This window comes from Mycolicibacter heraklionensis (assembly GCF_019645815.1).
GTDB lineage: Bacteria > Actinomycetota > Actinomycetes > Mycobacteriales > Mycobacteriaceae > Mycobacterium > Mycobacterium heraklionense.
Genome location: NZ_CP080997.1, coordinates 1,445,371 through 1,461,089 on the forward strand (window position 1 = coordinate 1,445,371; position 15,719 = coordinate 1,461,089).

At 65.7% G+C, this 15,719-nt stretch carries 14 protein-coding genes; 8 read left to right on the top strand and 6 right to left on the bottom strand.

Features of this window, described 5'->3' with window-relative positions:
• Position 1: 1 nt before the first annotated feature.
• Positions 2–1,903: an ABC transporter ATP-binding protein gene (locus K3U94_RS06895; protein ID WP_230987462.1), complete on the bottom strand. Its 1,902-nt coding sequence runs from the start codon at positions 1,901–1,903 to the stop codon at positions 2–4.
• Positions 1,900–3,648: an ABC transporter ATP-binding protein gene (locus K3U94_RS06900; protein WP_220696015.1), complete on the bottom strand. Its 1,749-nt coding sequence runs from the start codon at positions 3,646–3,648 to the stop codon at positions 1,900–1,902. The genes K3U94_RS06895 and K3U94_RS06900 overlap by 4 nt, the downstream gene beginning before the upstream one ends.
• Before the next feature lie 171 nt (positions 3,649–3,819).
• Here K3U94_RS06900 and K3U94_RS06905 point away from each other — a divergent pair, with 171 nt between their 5' ends.
• Both K3U94_RS06905 and K3U94_RS06910 read left to right on the top strand, forming a co-directional pair.
• Positions 3,820–4,320, top strand: a complete 501-nt coding sequence (locus K3U94_RS06905) for a DUF3558 domain-containing protein (RefSeq protein ID WP_220696705.1) — start codon at positions 3,820–3,822, stop codon at positions 4,318–4,320.
• Positions 4,317–4,862 (top strand): DUF3558 domain-containing protein, encoded by a 546-nt coding sequence (locus K3U94_RS06910; protein WP_220696016.1) that lies wholly within the window; start codon positions 4,317–4,319, stop codon positions 4,860–4,862. Before K3U94_RS06905 ends, K3U94_RS06910 begins: the two co-directional genes overlap by 4 nt.
• A 303-nt stretch (positions 4,863–5,165) precedes the next feature.
• Here K3U94_RS06910 and K3U94_RS06915 read toward each other — a convergent pair whose 3' ends face one another.
• Together K3U94_RS06915 and K3U94_RS06920 are read right to left on the bottom strand one after the other, a co-directional pair.
• Entirely contained in the window at positions 5,166–5,432 is a 267-nt protein-coding gene (locus K3U94_RS06915; RefSeq protein WP_220696017.1) for a hypothetical protein, read from the bottom strand.
• Positions 5,433–5,450: 18 nt separating this feature from the next.
• The gene (locus K3U94_RS06920) at positions 5,451–5,681 is read right to left on the bottom strand and encodes a hypothetical protein (RefSeq protein ID WP_220696018.1); all 231 of its coding nucleotides are present in this window, start codon (positions 5,679–5,681) and stop codon (positions 5,451–5,453) included.
• Positions 5,682–5,728: 47 nt separating this feature from the next.
• Here K3U94_RS06920 and K3U94_RS24460 point away from each other — a divergent pair, with 47 nt between their 5' ends.
• The 6 genes from K3U94_RS24460 (at position 5,729) to K3U94_RS24300 (ending at position 13,803) form a co-directional block, all read left to right on the top strand.
• The gene (locus tag K3U94_RS24460; RefSeq protein WP_491562386.1) at positions 5,729–5,893 is read left to right on the top strand and encodes a hypothetical protein; all 165 of its coding nucleotides are present in this window, start codon (positions 5,729–5,731) and stop codon (positions 5,891–5,893) included.
• A 221-nt stretch (positions 5,894–6,114) separates the two neighbouring features.
• Complete coding sequence (locus K3U94_RS06925) at positions 6,115–6,483, top strand: MarR family transcriptional regulator (protein ID WP_230987464.1); 369 nt, start codon at positions 6,115–6,117, stop codon at positions 6,481–6,483.
• A 329-nt stretch (positions 6,484–6,812) separates the two neighbouring features.
• Positions 6,813–7,319 carry a MarR family winged helix-turn-helix transcriptional regulator gene (locus tag K3U94_RS06930; RefSeq protein WP_067975374.1) on the top strand — a complete coding sequence of 169 codons (507 nt, stop codon included), beginning with the start codon at positions 6,813–6,815 and terminating at the stop codon, positions 7,317–7,319.
• Positions 7,320–7,761: 442 nt separating this feature from the next.
• Positions 7,762–8,286, top strand: coding sequence for a MarR family winged helix-turn-helix transcriptional regulator (locus K3U94_RS06935; protein WP_230987466.1), 525 nt, complete (start codon positions 7,762–7,764; stop codon positions 8,284–8,286).
• Positions 8,287–9,101: 815 nt separating this feature from the next.
• Positions 9,102–10,244: an outer membrane porin GjpA gene (gjpA, locus tag K3U94_RS06940; protein ID WP_230987467.1), complete on the top strand. Its 1,143-nt coding sequence runs from the start codon at positions 9,102–9,104 to the stop codon at positions 10,242–10,244.
• A gap of 85 nt (positions 10,245–10,329) precedes the next feature.
• Positions 10,330–13,803 carry a PGRS repeat-containing protein gene (locus tag K3U94_RS24300; protein ID WP_220696021.1) on the top strand — a complete coding sequence of 1,158 codons (3,474 nt, stop codon included), beginning with the start codon at positions 10,330–10,332 and terminating at the stop codon, positions 13,801–13,803.
• 362 nt (positions 13,804–14,165) lie between these two features.
• Here the strand turns inward: K3U94_RS24300 and K3U94_RS06950 are convergent, their stop codons facing one another.
• The gene (locus K3U94_RS06950) at positions 14,166–14,975 is read right to left on the bottom strand and encodes a sulfotransferase family protein (protein WP_220696022.1); all 810 of its coding nucleotides are present in this window, start codon (positions 14,973–14,975) and stop codon (positions 14,166–14,168) included.
• Positions 14,976–15,193: 218 nt separating this feature from the next.
• Positions 15,194–15,685: a MarR family winged helix-turn-helix transcriptional regulator gene (locus K3U94_RS06955; RefSeq protein WP_220696023.1), complete on the bottom strand. Its 492-nt coding sequence runs from the start codon at positions 15,683–15,685 to the stop codon at positions 15,194–15,196.
• Positions 15,686–15,719 lie beyond the last annotated feature (34 nt).

The following is a 15,719-nucleotide window of genomic DNA, read 5'->3' on the forward strand; positions in this document are numbered from 1 at the left end:
TTCAGCTGCCCTCGGCCATCGCCCAGTAAGCCCCGCGGCGGGCCAGCAACTCGGCGTGGGTGCCCTGCTCCACGATCCGGCCGGCCTGCATCACCAGGATCAGGTCGGCGTCACGGATCGTCGAAAGCCGGTGGGCGATAATGAAACTGGTGCGGCCCTGGCGCAGCTCCCGCATCGCCCGCTGGATCAGCAGTTCGGTGCGGGTGTCCACCGAACTGGTGGCCTCGTCGAGGATGAGCAACTGCGGCTGGGCCAGAAACGCCCGGGCGATGGTGATCAGCTGCTTCTCGCCGGCGCTGATGGCCCCGCCGTCGTCGTTGACCCGGGTGCCGTAGCCGTCCGGCAGGGTCCGCACGAAGGGGTCGACATGCGCGGCGCGGGCCGCCTCGATGATCTCGTCCTCGGTGGCGTCGGGCCGGCCGTAGCCGATGTTCTCGGCGATCGTTCCGGTGAACAGCCAGGTGTCCTGCAGCACCATGCCGATCGAGGAACGTAGTGCGCAGCGGTCCACGTCCGTGATGTCCACGCCGTCGATCAGGATCTGTCCACGGTCCACGTCGTAGAACCGCATCAACAGGTTGACCAGGGTGGTCTTGCCGGCCCCGGTCGGGCCGACGATCGCCACCACGGCGCCCGCTGCCACGCTCAGCGACAGGTCCTCGATCACCGGCACGCCGGGCCGGTAGCCGAAGCTGACGTCGCGGAACTCCACCCGGCCGCGCGGTGCCGCGCCGCGCGGTTCGGAGTCGGGGCGCCACAGCGGCGTCGACGGGGCCGGGGGCTCTTCGGCCTCGTCGAGGAAGGCAAACACCCGCTCGGCGCTGGCGGCACCGGACTGCAGGGCGTTGAACATCGATGCCAGATTCCCGAGCGGCTGGTTGAACTGGCGGACGTAGGCGATGAACGCCTGAATGCTTCCCAGCGTGATCTGTCCGGTGGCCACCTGGAATCCGCCGATCACCGCGACCGCGACGTAGCCGAGGTTGGCGATCAGCCCGGTCGCCGGGGAGATCAGCCCGGAGAAGAACTGGGCGCCGAAGCCGGCCCGGTACAACTCGTCGTTGCAGTCGTCGAACCGCTGCTGTGCCAAGTCGCGGTGCCCGAAGGTCCGCACCAGGGTGAAGCCGCTGTAGGTCTCCTCCAGGTGGGCGTTGAGCTGCCCGGTGGCGGCCCACTGCGCGGCGAACAGTCGTTGCGAGCGCCGGGTGATCGACCGTACCGCCAGCAGCGTCACCGGCACTCCGGCCAGGGTGATCACGGCCAGCAGCGGCGAGATGGACAGCATCATTGCCAGCACCACCAGCACGGTCAGCACCGAGGAGAACAGGTGGCTGACCGTCATGGACACCGAGGTCGCGGTGTTGTCGACATCGTTGGTGACCCGGCTCAACAGTTCCCCGCGCCGTTGGGTGTCGAAATACCGCAGGGGTAGCCGGTGCAGCTTGTCCTCGACGTCGCGGCGCAGCGCCCGCATGGTGCGTTGCAGGATCACGTTGAGCAACCGCGCCTGCGTCCAGACCATCAGCGCCGCAATCAGATACAGGCCCATCGCCAGTGCGAGCGTGCGCGCCACCGCGGCGAAGTCGACGCCGGCGCCCGGGATCACGTCCATGCGCGACAACATCTCGGCGTAGGTGCCGTGGCCGGCGGCGCGGGCATCCTCGATAGCTTGCTGCTTGGTGATTCCCGCCGGCAGACCGCGGCCGATGATGCCGTTGAACACCAGATCGGTGGCATGACCCAGGATTCGCGGCCCGGCCACACCGAGCGCGATACCACCCAGCGACAGGCTGATGACCGCAGCGATCAGCCGGCGCTGCGGGCCCATCCGGCGGGCCAGGCGCAGCGCGGTCGGCCAGAAGTTCGCGGGCCGTACCGTCGGAGTCGCCACCGGTGCGCTCACAGGCCACCGACCTCGGCGGTCACCGACTGGGATTCGGCGAACTCGGCGTAGGTGGGGCAGTCGGCCAGCAGCTGCTGGTGGGTTCCGGTGCCGACCACCCGGCCGTCGTCCAGGACGATCACCTGATCGGCCTGGGTGACCGTCGAGATCCGCTGCGCCACGATGATCACCGTCGCGTCGGCGGCCACCTCGCGCAGGGCGGCGCGGACGCGGGCGTCGGTGCGGGTGTCCAGGGCCGAGAACGCGTCGTCGAACACATAGATCGACGGCCGCCGGATCACCGCCCGGGCGATCGCGAGCCGTTGCCGCTGCCCGCCGGACAGGTTGATCCCGCCCTGGGCCACCGGCATCGCCAGCCCGTCGGGGTGGGCCGCCACGAAGTCGTCGGCGGCGGCCACCCGTAATGCCTCCCACATCTGCTCATCGCTGACGGTCGCCTCCGCCGGGGCGCCGTAGCGCAGGTTGTCGGCGACGGTGCCGGAGAACAGGTAACCGCGCTGGGGCACCAGCCCGATGCCCGACCACAGCTCCTCGGGGTCGCGGTCGCGTACGTCCACACCGTCGATGAGCACCGCGCCGTCGGTCGCGTCCCGCAACCGGCAGATCAGCGACGCCAGGGTGGACTTGCCCGATCCGGTGGAGCCGACCACCGCGGTGGTGGTGCCGGGCCGCGCGGTCAAGGACACGTCGGACAGCACCGAGCGGTCGGCGCCGGGGTAGCGGAAGCCGACACCGTGCAGCCGGACCTCGCCGGTGCGCGACGACGGTGACACCGGCTGAGCCGGCGGCCCGATGGTCGGTTCGGTGGACAGCACCGCGGTGATCCGTTCGGCGCAGACCGCGGCGCGCGGCAGGATCGCCAGCACCATGGTGGCCATCAGCACGGCCATCAGGATCTGCATGAAGTAGGAGAGGAACGCGATCAGCGACCCGATCTGCATCTGACCGGCGTCGATGCGCAGCGCGCCGAACCAGATCAGCGCGACACTGGAGGTGTTGATGATCAGCGTGGTCGTCGGCAGCATCAGGACCTGCAGGTTCCCGACGGTCAGCGAGGCGTCCGACAGCGCCGTGTTGGCCTGGGCGAACCGGTCCTTCTCGAACGGTTCGCGGGCGAAGGCGCGGATCACCCGGATGCCGGTGAGCTGGTCGCGCAGCACCCGGTTGATGTTGTCGATCAGCATCTGCATGCGCCGGAACAGCGGCAGCATCCGCGACACGATCAGGTAATTGGCCAGCGCCAACACCGGCACGCTGACGGCCAGCAGCCACGCCAGTCCGGCGTCCTGGTGCACCGCCATCAGCACCCCGCCGATGCTCATGATCGGCGCGGCGACCAGCGTGCCGGCGCCCAGCTGGACTATCAGCTGGATCTGGCGGACGTCGTTGGTGGTGCGGGTCAACAGGGTTGGCGCCCCGAACCGGGTGGTTTCGCGTTCGGAGAACCGGATCACCTGGGCGAACACCGCCCGGCGCAGATCGCGTCCGAAGCCCGTCCCGGTACGCGCACCGAAGTAGACCGCGGCGATGGCGCACAGCATCTGCAGGCCGGTGACGCCGAGCATCACCGCGCCCAGCCGGACGATGATCGCGGTGTCACCGCGGACCACGCCTTCGTCGATGATCGTGGCGTTGACGGTCGGCAGGTACAGCGAAGCCAGCGTGCTGATCAGTTGCAGTGCCATCACCGCAGCGACCGGCCAGCGGTAGGGCCTGAGGTAGCAGCGCAGCAGCGCCAGAAGCATGGGGTTACTGTCGCATACCCGTGCCGCCGTGGCGTTGCTGCGGCAATACGCGGCGACACAAACCGACTGGTCACCGCTGTGTCGTGGTTGACGGGCGGCGGTGCCGCTACAGTGCATCGTGTGCGGCTCAAACTGACGGTCCCGGCCCTGGCGGCCGCTGCGGTGATCCCGATGGTCGGCGGATGTTCCGACTCCAACTCGCCTGAAGCTCAGGGCGGCAGCCAGTCCGCGTCGCCGACGGCCGAGCAGAGCAATCACGGACCGTCGTTTCCGCAGTGCGGCGGGATCAGCGACGAGACGATCGCGAACCTGACCAGGGTGGCGGGGGTGGTCGGCACCGCACAGAACTCGGTGGGCTGCCAGTGGCTGCTGCGCGGCGGGATCATGGGCCCGCACTTCTCCTTCTCCTGGTATCGCGGGAGCCCCATCGGTCGCGAGCGCAAGACCGAGGAGGTCTCGCGTACTTCCGTGGAGGACATCAACATCGACGGCCACAGCGGTTTCATCGCGATCGGCACCGCCCCGACGATGGGCGACAACCTGTGTGAGGTCGGCATCCAATTCAAAGATGACTTCATCGAGTGGTCGGTGAGCTTCGCGCAGAAGCCGTTCCCGGATCCGTGCGACGTCGCCAAAGAGCTGACTCGCCAGTCGATTGCGAACGCGAAATGAGCCGGCGCGTAGTGGCCAGCGCGGTCGCGGTGTTGGCAGTGTTGACCAGCTTGACGGGTTGCTCCCGTGAGGTGGGCGGCACCGCGGTCAAGGCCGGCGCGGGCGACACCAAGCGCAACAACAACTCCGAGCGGCAGTACCCGAACCTGCTCAAGGAGTGCGAGGTGCTGACCACCGACATCTTGGCCAAGACGGTGGGAGCGGACCCGCTCGACATCCAGAGCACCTTCGTCGGCGCCATCTGCCGCTGGCAGGCGGCCAACCCGGCCGGGCTGATCGACATCACCCGGTTCTGGTTCGAGCAGGGCAGCCTGGACAACGAGCGCAAGGTCGCCGAGTTCTTGAAGTATCAGATCGAGCCTAAAACCATCGTGGGCGTGCCGTCGATCGTGATGCGTCCGGCCGACCCGAACGGCTCCTGCGGGGTCGCCAGCGACGCCGCCGGAGTGGTCGGCTGGTGGGTCAACCCGCAGGCACCCGGGATCGACGCGTGCGAGCAGGCTTTGAAGCTGATGGAGCTGACGCTCGCGACCAACTCGTAGTCGCGGCCGTGCCGATCCGGTGGGACCGGTTCACATCCGTCACCTGCGACCCGAATCTCGGGTGGTGAGGGATGTTGGAAGACGATAGCGGTGGCAATATCACTGCGGCCGGGCTGAACCGGTCCCCGTAGCGTCGCCGTTTCCGGACCGAGGGACTCGGCGCTGCGGGCTAATCACGTGTCGGACGGGGCCCGCCCGGTCGTGACATGGCGGTCCGCAAATGCTGCTGCAGCGCAGGGTTTCGCCATACCTGCTGTTGGGCCTCGTCGGGCTGAGCCGGTGCCCGGGACGAACTCTTGTTGGTCAAGACAGACCGGCCGCGGCGTAACGCTGACGGGCGGCCTCCCCGCTGGTGCCGATAATCTTGCCGATTCGCGACCACGACGCACCTTCGTGGCGGGCGGTCGCAATCGCTGCGGCGATATGGGCTTCGGCGCTGGCACGTTCACGGGCAGCGACGATCAGCGCGTATTCAGCGGGGCTGACCTTCTCGCCGTGGAAGTCGTCGGACTCGAAACGGTCAGCCAGCGCCTCTGCGTGCGCAAGGATTTCTTCTACGGTGCGGGGCATGATCATCACCTTTCTCACTCAGAGGAACTTTTCGCGGACGGGCATGGCATGCAGGATCACGACCTCACCGTCCACGGCGCGGATGAAGCCGACTTCCAGTAGCGCACCGTTGCGCGCCGGCCCAACTGCCATATCCATGTCGTCGTCACTTACACGGAAGTGCAGCGCATTGCGGTAGGCGTGCACGATGTCCTCGCTTCCGATGCCGTGACGGTGTGCGGGCTCTGCGATGCGCGGTCGCGCCACCATGCATCCAAGTTACCTTGCGGCCCACCGGGGCGGCAAGATAACTTGTCATACTCGCCGTCGATGCTGGGCACGCCATCACGTGCGCCTTTATTCCGGGGGCGATCCCCGATGCCGCCGTGGCGATGATCGTCACGGTGACAGAACCAGAAGGTGCCGTTCTGCTCGAGCAGGCCTCGAAGTTGATGGAACTGACGCTCGCGACCAACTCGTAACGCTGCCTGCCGCGTCGGCGAGTCTGGTGGTTTCGCTCTGAACCAAGTGGTTCAAAGTGATGGTTTTCTGTTGCGGGCCAGAACATCTCGCTGACCTGCGAGGTCTAATTCGACGGCGTTTTGCCGAACGCCCATGGCCTCCGGGCGGATCCACCCGACAAGCTGTGGGTCGCGCCGTTTTGCCTGTGCGGCCACTCCGTTCTTCGCTAGCGTCCCGCGCCGTGGACGCGTTCGAGCAAGGGCGCTGGAGAAAGCTTCTCAGCGGCTCGGCCAATCTGATGGCGGCACTGGACGTGCGCCTGCGCGGTGCACACGGCGTCACCCTTCGCGACGTCCTGCTGCTGGAGCTGCTCAGCAGGCCGGACCGGCGGGCACATCGCATCTGCGTGCTGGCGCAGACGCTCGGGGTGTCACCGGGTGCACTGGTCGGCCAGGTCCGTCGGTTGGAGGAGCGCGGCCTGGTCACCCGCAGCCCGTGCCAACGCGACCGGCGCGGCATTCTGCCCCGGATCACCAGCGAGGGCTACGCGCGTCTTCACGCCGTGCTGGACAGCCAGGCGTATATCGGCAGTACAGCAGGCGCGGATTAGCCGGCCGTTCTCCTCGGGCCGGCCGATGCGTACCGCGCGGTCCATCCGGCGTCCGGTGACGACAAATTCCCGGTTTCTCATTGTTTCGCTATCGAACCGACTAGTTTCCGGTCGAACGAAACCGAGTAGTTTCCGTTTGAACGAATTAGTTCGTCGTGGCGGTTTTCTCAGGGTGCTCGGAATGTCTAGCTGACCTGGGCCGTCGTGCCGGGCAGGCCTTTGCCGACCGCCATTCTCGCCGGGACGAATTCGTGGTGAGATGCTCGAACTGACACGCGTTCCCCGTTTCTGAGGCGCATCCTTCGATAACATCGCGGCCCGTGGACGAGATGCATGAACTCCAAGCAATAGCCTGGCTTCCGGGGCTCGATGGAATCGAGCAACACTGCTGGCAACAGTTTCTAGCCTGCTCGCTGAATGTCGTTGACGCAGTGAATGTGTGCCTCAAGGGCGCACATGACCTCTCGATACGTGACGTCCTGCTGCTGGAGCTGTTGAGCAGGCCCAGGAGGCGGGAACACCGGCTGTGTGTGCTGGCCGAGGCGCTTGGTGTGACGCAGGGGCAGTTGTCTACCCAGATCCGCCGGTTGGAAGGCCACGGTTGGATCACCCGTAGCCCCAGCCCAGGCGATCCACGTGGCATCCTGCCCCGGATCACCAGCGCCGGACACACCCGTCTGCACGCGGTGATGGAGACCTACGCGCACGGGATTCGCGTGCATTACCTCAACCAGCTCAAGCATGAGCAAATGGTCAATCTGGTCGACAGCTGCCGGCGGATCAACGACTCGCTGAGCACGAATGGGCGCCGCAAAGCGCTCAAGGCCGCTCGCTGAGGCGACGCGCTCACCTCCGTACGGCGGTGGGCCGCGGAGGTTTTGGACGCGTCACGGCCTCGTCGTGTGGTGTTTGCCGAGTGAATTACGCGCCTTCGGGTAGCTAATTAGCACCTGTTGCATTGCTAGGAGATGCGGCAAATGCAGAAACAGGGTCTTTACCTGGCGTGAGCTGAGATTTAGGCTATCTGGCACGGGGCGCGGCTATCTCGGGATTGCGCTAGAACGCGTTATAAAACCTACTCGCTAGTAGCTTTCGCCTTGAACTAGATAGTTCAATTCGGCCGTTTTCTGGCCGGGATCGAAGTGGCTCATGACCAGTGTCTTATCAGCACCGAAACATTGCCCAGCGTCGTTTTCCGCCGGTGGATCCGTCGCGGCCGCGGAGTTTGCCGAAGTTTCTCCGCAGATCCGGCCACGTCGTTGGATACCGTCGCCCGCCGTGGAAGACGACGGTGCCGAGACCCCATCGCATCACCTGCCGGGCCTCGATGAGATCGAGCAACAGTGTTGGCAGGCGTTCCTGGAATCGTCGGCGCTGTTGCTCTCGACGGTGAACCGCCAACTGCTCGCGCGGCACAGCCTGAGCCTGTTCGATTTCCTGGTGCTGCAGTCACTGGCCCGCTCTGCCGACGGGTCGGCTCGCATGGGCGATCTGGCCCACGCTCTGGTGCTGTCACCGAGCCGGCTGACCGAGTTGATGCGGCGGCTGGAGTCGCAGGACTTGGTTCGGCGCAGCCGCAGCCGCACCGACGGGCGCGGGGTGCTCGCCAGCATCACCCGCGACGGCCGGGCGGTGGTGCGGCCGGCGGCTCGGACCTACGTCCAGTCCGTGCGTGCGTTCTACCTCGATCCCATCTCGCGCCCGCAGATGATCGCGCTGGGGGACAGCTGCCGGCGAATCAGCTTGCCGCTCAAGGCATCCGCGAAGTCGAAGCGGCGCAGGGGTTGGCAGTCGCGAGGCTGAGCATGGCCGCCCGTTTGCGACGGGCCCGCCGGGTTGCCATTGATTCGCCATTTCTTAGGTAGTCGAATCGTGCGCTGATTGAGTGACTGCCATTCATTTGTGCAGCGTATAGCTGATTCGCTGCCGTATTGTCCTCTGGAATTGTTTCAGAACGAAAATAATCAACTCATCCCGCAATTTGCCTGATAGTAACCGTATGGTTGATAACTTGTTGGCGCGCTGAGGGATGTCCAGTGGGGCGGTGGTCGAACGGTAGCGTCGTAAAACAGCAGCGTAAGAGTGGTTTGGGATGTGTTTCGTTAACGGATAACAGGGGTTAGCCGAAAATGCAAAAGTTACTCATCGGTAATTTTGCATTGAAGCACAGAGGCGCTGAATTGCGTTTGCTAATGCTCGTGGATGCGGCGGCTGATCAGGGGATATAGCTGTCGGTCAGATTGCGATCATGATCTCGGCCGACATGAGTTTTGAAAAGCGGCAGAAATCTATATCCGATTCAGGTTTGTGCCAGGTAAATTTTGGCTCGCTCTCGTCGGGAGGCGCCATGGAGACAAACCCCAACCCTCGATGTCTCTGCCGAACCGGTGAGGTCGGTGGTACGCACCGGCGCCGCCTTCCCGGCGCCGGTGCGGCCTTCGAAGCCTGGGAGACCTGGACAACGACGTCCCGGTTCTCCCGGCCTCGCAACAGATTTCACCCACGCACTAGCCCGTAAGAAGGGAACACGGATGGCTCGTCAGCACCGCATTACCGGGATTAGGCGCTCCGATAGCGCCCGCTTTCACCTTCGGCGGTGCGCCGTCCCCAAGGTTCCGGTGCCCGCGAAAAGCGAGCGCCACAACACGACCAAAACAAAGGAGACCGCCGTGCGGCATACCCTTCGTCCCTACGCCACGGTTGGCGTCGCCCTGGTGGGGGCCGGCTTGATTGCGGCCACCCCGGTGGTTGTGCCGGTGCCGGACATCAACACGATCCGGGCTGTGACGCTGACTGCGGGGGAGTCAGATCTGTTGGCGCCGTGGATCGATCAGTACAACACCGCGTCGGAGAACGCGTCGATCCTGTTCAACAACTTCATTCTGGCGCCGGGCGTCGGGCTCCAGCAGTCCGTAGCCAACCAAATTGGCTTCATTCAGCAGGTGCTGAACGACCCGAGCAACATTTCCACTTGGATGAATGAGACCCAAAGCAACCTGGGGGCGGTTTTGACCGGTTACGGGTTGCAGAACGCCAGCCCCGACACGACGTCAACGGTGTTGGATCACACCCTGGAAGGTGGACTTACCAATGGTCATCAGGTGTTGTTTGGTCAAATTCCCGGCTACATTCCTGCCGATCAGGTAGCCGCGGCGACCCCGATCATCGACTGGTTGGCATCGCCGTCGAGCGCGATTTTCATGGGAGCGATCGGGCCCTGGATCAGCCCGTGGGTCGCTCTAGGTAACAGCATCGCTGACGGGGACGACATCAACGCCACGATGGCCAATATGTTCGGGGCGTTCTTCAACGGCGCCACGTTGAACCTCGACAGCTTGCTGCCCGCGATCAACGGGCTGGGGCTGTTCCCGGCGGGTATGACGATGCAGAACCTTGACATCGGCTTCGGCGGCTTGTTGAGCACCGGCAGTGTGTCGGCTGACCCGTACGACGTGGGCGGCTACACCATGCCGGCCGTCGGCGGCTCGATGTTTAACAGCGTCGGCATCCAATTCGCGGGCGTTCCGGTGGTGCAATTCCTGACTGCCCCCAGTGAAGCGATCGGTCCGCTCGGGGCATGGGAGGCGTGGGCCCAGATCGCCGCCACCCTGACCGGCTGGGACGGCACCGGCTCTCCGCTGGCTGGGGTTGTATTCCCGGCTGTGCCCGATGACCTCACGGACAGCGGCGTCGCAATGTCTACCGCAGCCGATGACCTGTCCGGCTTTGTTCAGGATGTCTTGTCCTGGCTGGGTCTGTAGATCCCTTACAGCCCATTTCCCTCAACTCAATTCCTGTTGCTCCCGGTAGTCCAGCTTTGTCTGTTTTCACGAAAGGTGTTTGTCCATGAGCCGTCGTCACACCCGCAGCGATCGTGGCCCCCAGCACTGCAAGGGGCGTGGTCCCGGGACAATTGGGGCCGGTAGTTCGGTCGGTGTATTCCTAGCTTTCGGCGTGCTGCCGCTGGCCGCATCCCCAGTGGCTCAGGCCGACGAACTCGACTTGATCTTCGACCCTCTTATCAATGCGATCTCCAGCATCGACCCCACCATGGGTACGGATCTGAGTGCTTGGGTGACTTCTTGGGATCCCACGTTCGCTGACAACGGTGCCACGGAGACGGTACTGGACTCGTTGACTGCGTCGTCGGCTGATGCTGCTTTGGTGGATTGGGCGCAGGTGTTCGATCAGTGGATCTACCAGCCAACCCACAACGTCCTTGAGGCATGGATCAACAGTCCATTCGGCGAGCAGATCGACACGGCCATCAACGGGTGGGCGGGTGTTTATTTGATCGGCGACGGTGCGGCCGGGACGGCCGAGAACCCCGATGGTGGTACTGGCGGTTTGTGGTTCGGTGACGGCGGGGCCGGTTATGACGCCAGCGCTGATGCGGGTGTGGACGGCGGTAACGGGGGCAACGCCATCGGCTGGATCGGTGATGGTGGCGACGGTGGCGACGGTGGCGCTGGGGCCGATGGTGGGGCCGGTGGCGCCGGCGGCATCGGGATGGGCATCGGTGGCGCCGGCGGCAACGGTGGAGCTGCTCTCGTAGCAGGCGGAGTCGGCGGCAACGGCGGCGTCGGTGGTTCGGCGGCGGGCTGGTTGTTCGGCAACGGCGGCGACGGTGGTTTCGGTGGCGCTGGTGCAGCGGGTGCCGCAGGTAGTTTCGCCTCCGTCGGGACTGGCGTTGGCGGCAACGCTGGCAACGGCGGCGCCGGCGGGGACGGCGGTAAGAGCGGGTTCGGCCTCGGCATTGGCGGCAATGGCGGTGCTGGTGGTGCGGCTGGCGCGGGCGGGGATGGTGCGACCGGGATTAGCGACGGCATTGCCGCGCACCTCAATGGCGGAGTGGCTGGTTCCGGCGGTAAAGGTGGCGCCGGTGGTGCTGGTGGTGATCAAACGTACGGGGGCTCACTGGGACAAGCCGGCAACGACGGAAATGGCGGTGCCGGCGGTGCTGGCGGCTCCGGCGGCGACAGCTACAAAGACCCCACCACCGGGAACTTCCTGGGTAACGGCGGCAAGGGCGGCATCGGCGGCATCGGCGGTAACGGCAACAATGCCGGTAATGGTGGTGACGGTGGCGCTGGCGGCTTCGGCCGCAATGGCGGCGACGGCGGTGTCGGCGGCCGCGGAGGCGCCGCAAACGGAGATCACACCGTGTCTGGAGTGGCTGGCAACGGTGGTAACGGTGGTCAGGGCGGTGAGGCCTCCGCGGGCATAGCCGGCAAGGGCGGCAATGGAGGGGCTGCGGGCTCGACCGGCCTCGCAAACGCCGTGGGTGGTAGCGGTGGCAACGGCGGAGCCGGTGGAGTCGGTGCCACCACGGACAACACCATCCAAACCTCCGGTGGTGCCGGTGGCAACGGCGGTAGCGGCGGCGGCGCCACCAACGGCGTAAACAGTGGTAGCGGCGGTAGTGGCGGTAGCGGCGGTAGCGGCACCCTCACCGGAGGCAATGGCGGCAATGGCGGCGCGGGCGGCGCGGGCAATGACGGCACGGGTGGTAATGGTGGTGACGGCGGTCAGGCCAGCGGATGGCAGGCGGGCGATGGCACGATTTACAGCCAAGGCGGTAGTGGAGGTAGTGGCGGTAGCGGTGGTGGCGCTGTCGCCGGCGGTACCGCCGCTCACGGCGGGAACGGTGGTGCCGGCGCTGACGGGGCGACTGGCGCCAACGTCGTCAGCGTGGGTGGTAACGGCGGCACCGGTGGTGCCGGCGGTGGCGCCGGAGCCGGTATTACGGGTTCGAGTGGAGGCATCGGTGGTAACGGAGGTGCCGCCGGGGCTGGTGGTGACGGCACATCCATCGGTGGTAACGGTGGTGCCGGTGGTGCCGGCGGGACTGGGGCTCTTTCCCCCGGATCGGGCGCCGACGGAGGTGCGGGTGGGGACAGCAGTGGCATCGCGATGCTGGCCACGAACCCCTTCCACCTCGCTGCCGGCAGCACCCACGCCGGTAACGGTGGTGCCGGCGGTGCGGGCGGTAACAGCTCCGCCAATGCGAACAACACGGCCCTGACTGCGCCCGGTGGCACCGCCGGCAATGGCGGTGACGGTGGTGTGGGCGCTGGTGCAGCCAATGGCGGTAACGGAGGTGTCGGTGGTCAAGGCGGCACCGGTACAACCGACAGCACCCCGGGAACTGGCGGCACCGGCGGTGCGGCCACGGGTACCGGCAACGGCGGCAACGGCGGCAACGGCGGCCAGGGCGCCACTGGCACACACGGCAGCAACGGCAGCGTTGAGGCGAACGCCCCCGGCGGTGACGGTGGTACCGGCGGCAACGGTGCGACCGGCGGCCAGGGCGGCGTCGGCGGGACTGCGGTCACCGGCAAGGGCGGCAACGGCGGCAACGGTGGCACCGGTGGCACCGGTGGCGCCGGCGGTCAGGGCGGTACTGGTGCCCCTGGCACCGCGGTCACCGGCAACAATGGCCTGGCTGGCGGAAATGGTGGTACCGGCGGTGTCGGTGGGGCCGGTGGCGTCGGTGGCGCCGGGGGCATCAGCACAAACGGCGGCAATGGGGCTGGCGGCATCGAGGGCAATGGTGGTACAGGCGGGGCCGGTGGCTACGCCGGCCGGGGCGGCGCCGGCTACACCGGGACCTTTTCTCCGTTCCAGGTGGGTGGCGCCGGCGGCAACGGAGGCCTCGGCGGCAACGGCGGCCAGGGCGGCGCAGGTGGCACCTCGGGCACCGGCAATGGTGGCAATGGCGGCGCCGGCCAAGCCGGGGGTTACGGCGGCAACGCGGGTTACGGCGGCGCTGGCGGCACCAACGGCGCCGGCCAGGGCCTGGCCGGCGGGCAGGGCGGCAGTGGTGGCCTCGGCGGCAACGGTGCCAGCGGTGGTGCTGGCGGCCAGAGCATCAGCGGTACAGGCGGCGCCTACGGCGCGGCCGGCGCCGGCGGCCATGGCGGTCTAATGGGGCCGGGTGGGGCCGGTGGCAACGGCGTCGGCGTTGGAAACACCGGCGGTGTCGGTGGTAATGCCGGCAACAGTGGCAACGGCGGCACCGGTGGCACCGGCCTCGGCGGCACCGCCGGCGGCAAAGGAGGGCCTGGTGGGTTTACCAGTGGCTACAAAGGAGGCGCCGGTGGTGCTGGCGTAAACGGTGCAGGCGGTGGAGCTGGCGGTAATGGTGGCACCGGCGGCAACGGCGGAACCGGCGGGGCCAGCTCCACTACACCCGGAGCCGGCGGCGCCGGCGCCGGCACCGGCCAACCGGGCGCCGGTGGCGCCGGCACGCCCGCAGGGCAGCCGGGCCAGATCGGCGCTGCCGGCCAAGCGGGCCAACCCGGCCAACTAATCCCCTGATATCGAAAAGCAATTGGCGAGCAGGCTCGGTGGACCCCTGTGGGGGCGCCGAGCCTGCTCGCCAGCATTCACACGGTCAGTGAGCTCCCCAATCGGGGGGTAATCGGCGCACCGGGCTTATGGGCCACCATGAGATTGCCTCCAACGGCGACGCTTTCGAGAGTCGATTACGACGGGGGCAGCGGTCGCAGTCAGCCCATCGCAATCAGCTGGTAGATCACCGCGGTGGGTCAATTGGACCGAACAGTTGAAGGTGTTCTCGTAGAAGAAAACGGGATGATTCCGTGGTGGTAGTCACAAAATGAGCGAACGCGAACACTTGCTGACTTGAGTGGCCCGTTGTTTGGCCGGATCTGGAACGGTCAAACGATCTGCAGGTCTTGTGGGACCCTATTCGGATCTCGCCAGAACGCGTCGTTCACGAACCGGCTGAAAAGGTCTGGCGGCAGCAAGCTCTCGCGAGGTTCGGCGCTCACCATTTCGCGAACGGTGTGCAGCCCCGGCGTCCCAGCTCGTTCATCAAACTCGGTGACGTCGTAATCAATGTGGTCGAAGTCGTGGTCGAATGCTGGCTCGTCTAGAAACCGATAGATCGAGTGCATGGCCTTGGCCGGATCGGCGGTCAATGTCTCGTACTGCACCAGCAGTAGCCGATCGCGTTGAGCGCCGAAGGACGCCTGCTTGAGCGCATCGTAAGGCGCACCCACCATGCCGGTCTGCGCTGCAACACCGTTGGCCCGGGTGTAAACGGTGCCACCGGGTTGAAAGTTGAAGATCGACGATGGCGTGAAGACATTGTGCTGGATGAGGCGCTCAATGCTGTCGAGGATCCACGGCATGTCGCGTACGCAAGCAATAACTTTCGCATCGGGAAAGAGCTGCGCAATTGCGGGCATCCAGGCGCACCAGCTGCGGTTGGTGTCAAAGATGACGTCTGCCGGGCAGTCGGCATAGAAGTTCTCGAACAGCCCGTGCAGCATGCGTTGGCGCTTCGTGTCATCGATGAATACCGAAAACTCGTTGCGTGCGCTCATCTCGCCCAGCAGTGCGCCGAACATTCCGGCCAGCGGCCCGGACATGCCGGCCTCGAAGCGAGGATTCTGCCGTAGGAGCGCGGCCAACAAAGTAGATCCCGAACGCGGCAGGCCCGAGATGAAGTGAATCGATGGCATACGAGACGTCTCCTTTGAGTCGGCCGCGTCGACCCCATTTCGGAGCGCGCGGACGTGTGGAAATCGCTCGACCGCAATGGGACCGCACTACTTCGACGGTAGCCACGTGGCCAAATCGAACCTGATGGCAGGCTTGAAGCAGAAGAAACAACTAAGCAGCGCTGGTGACAATATGCTTCAAACCGTAAGGAATACATCGCAATACAACCCGGCATCCGCTACCGGTCCGGTCGGGTCAGTGCGTCGCCGATCTGCTTACACGTCGTCGCCACAGCCGAAACCTGCGGCCGCGTCAACGGTCCCAAGAAGTGGGTTCGCACCTCGTTGGAGTAAGTGACCATGGCTTCTTCCAACATCGCTCGTCCAGCGTCGGTGATCGTCGCCAAGACTCGGCGGCGGTCATGGGGACTCGTTGTGCGAGCCACGAGCCCTTCCCCTTCGAGGCGTCGCACCTGCCTAGTCAGCCTGCTGGGTAGGGCCATCAAAGCGATTGCCAGTTGGCCCATTTGGAAGTTTCCATCTGGCGCGTTGGCGAGCAATTCCAGCAATTGGACATCGGCCAACGACAGTTGATGGGTAGTGGTCAGCTGACGGTTCAGTGTCGTGTTCATGTGCAGAACCGCTGCCAGATAGTTCTGCCAGGACTTCTGCTCGGCGAGGCTCAATTCTGTTGCAGTACCGTCGATTGGACCAGAGATGAAGCCGTCCATGCGGCGATACTACGCGGCAGCTCGCTCCATGAAT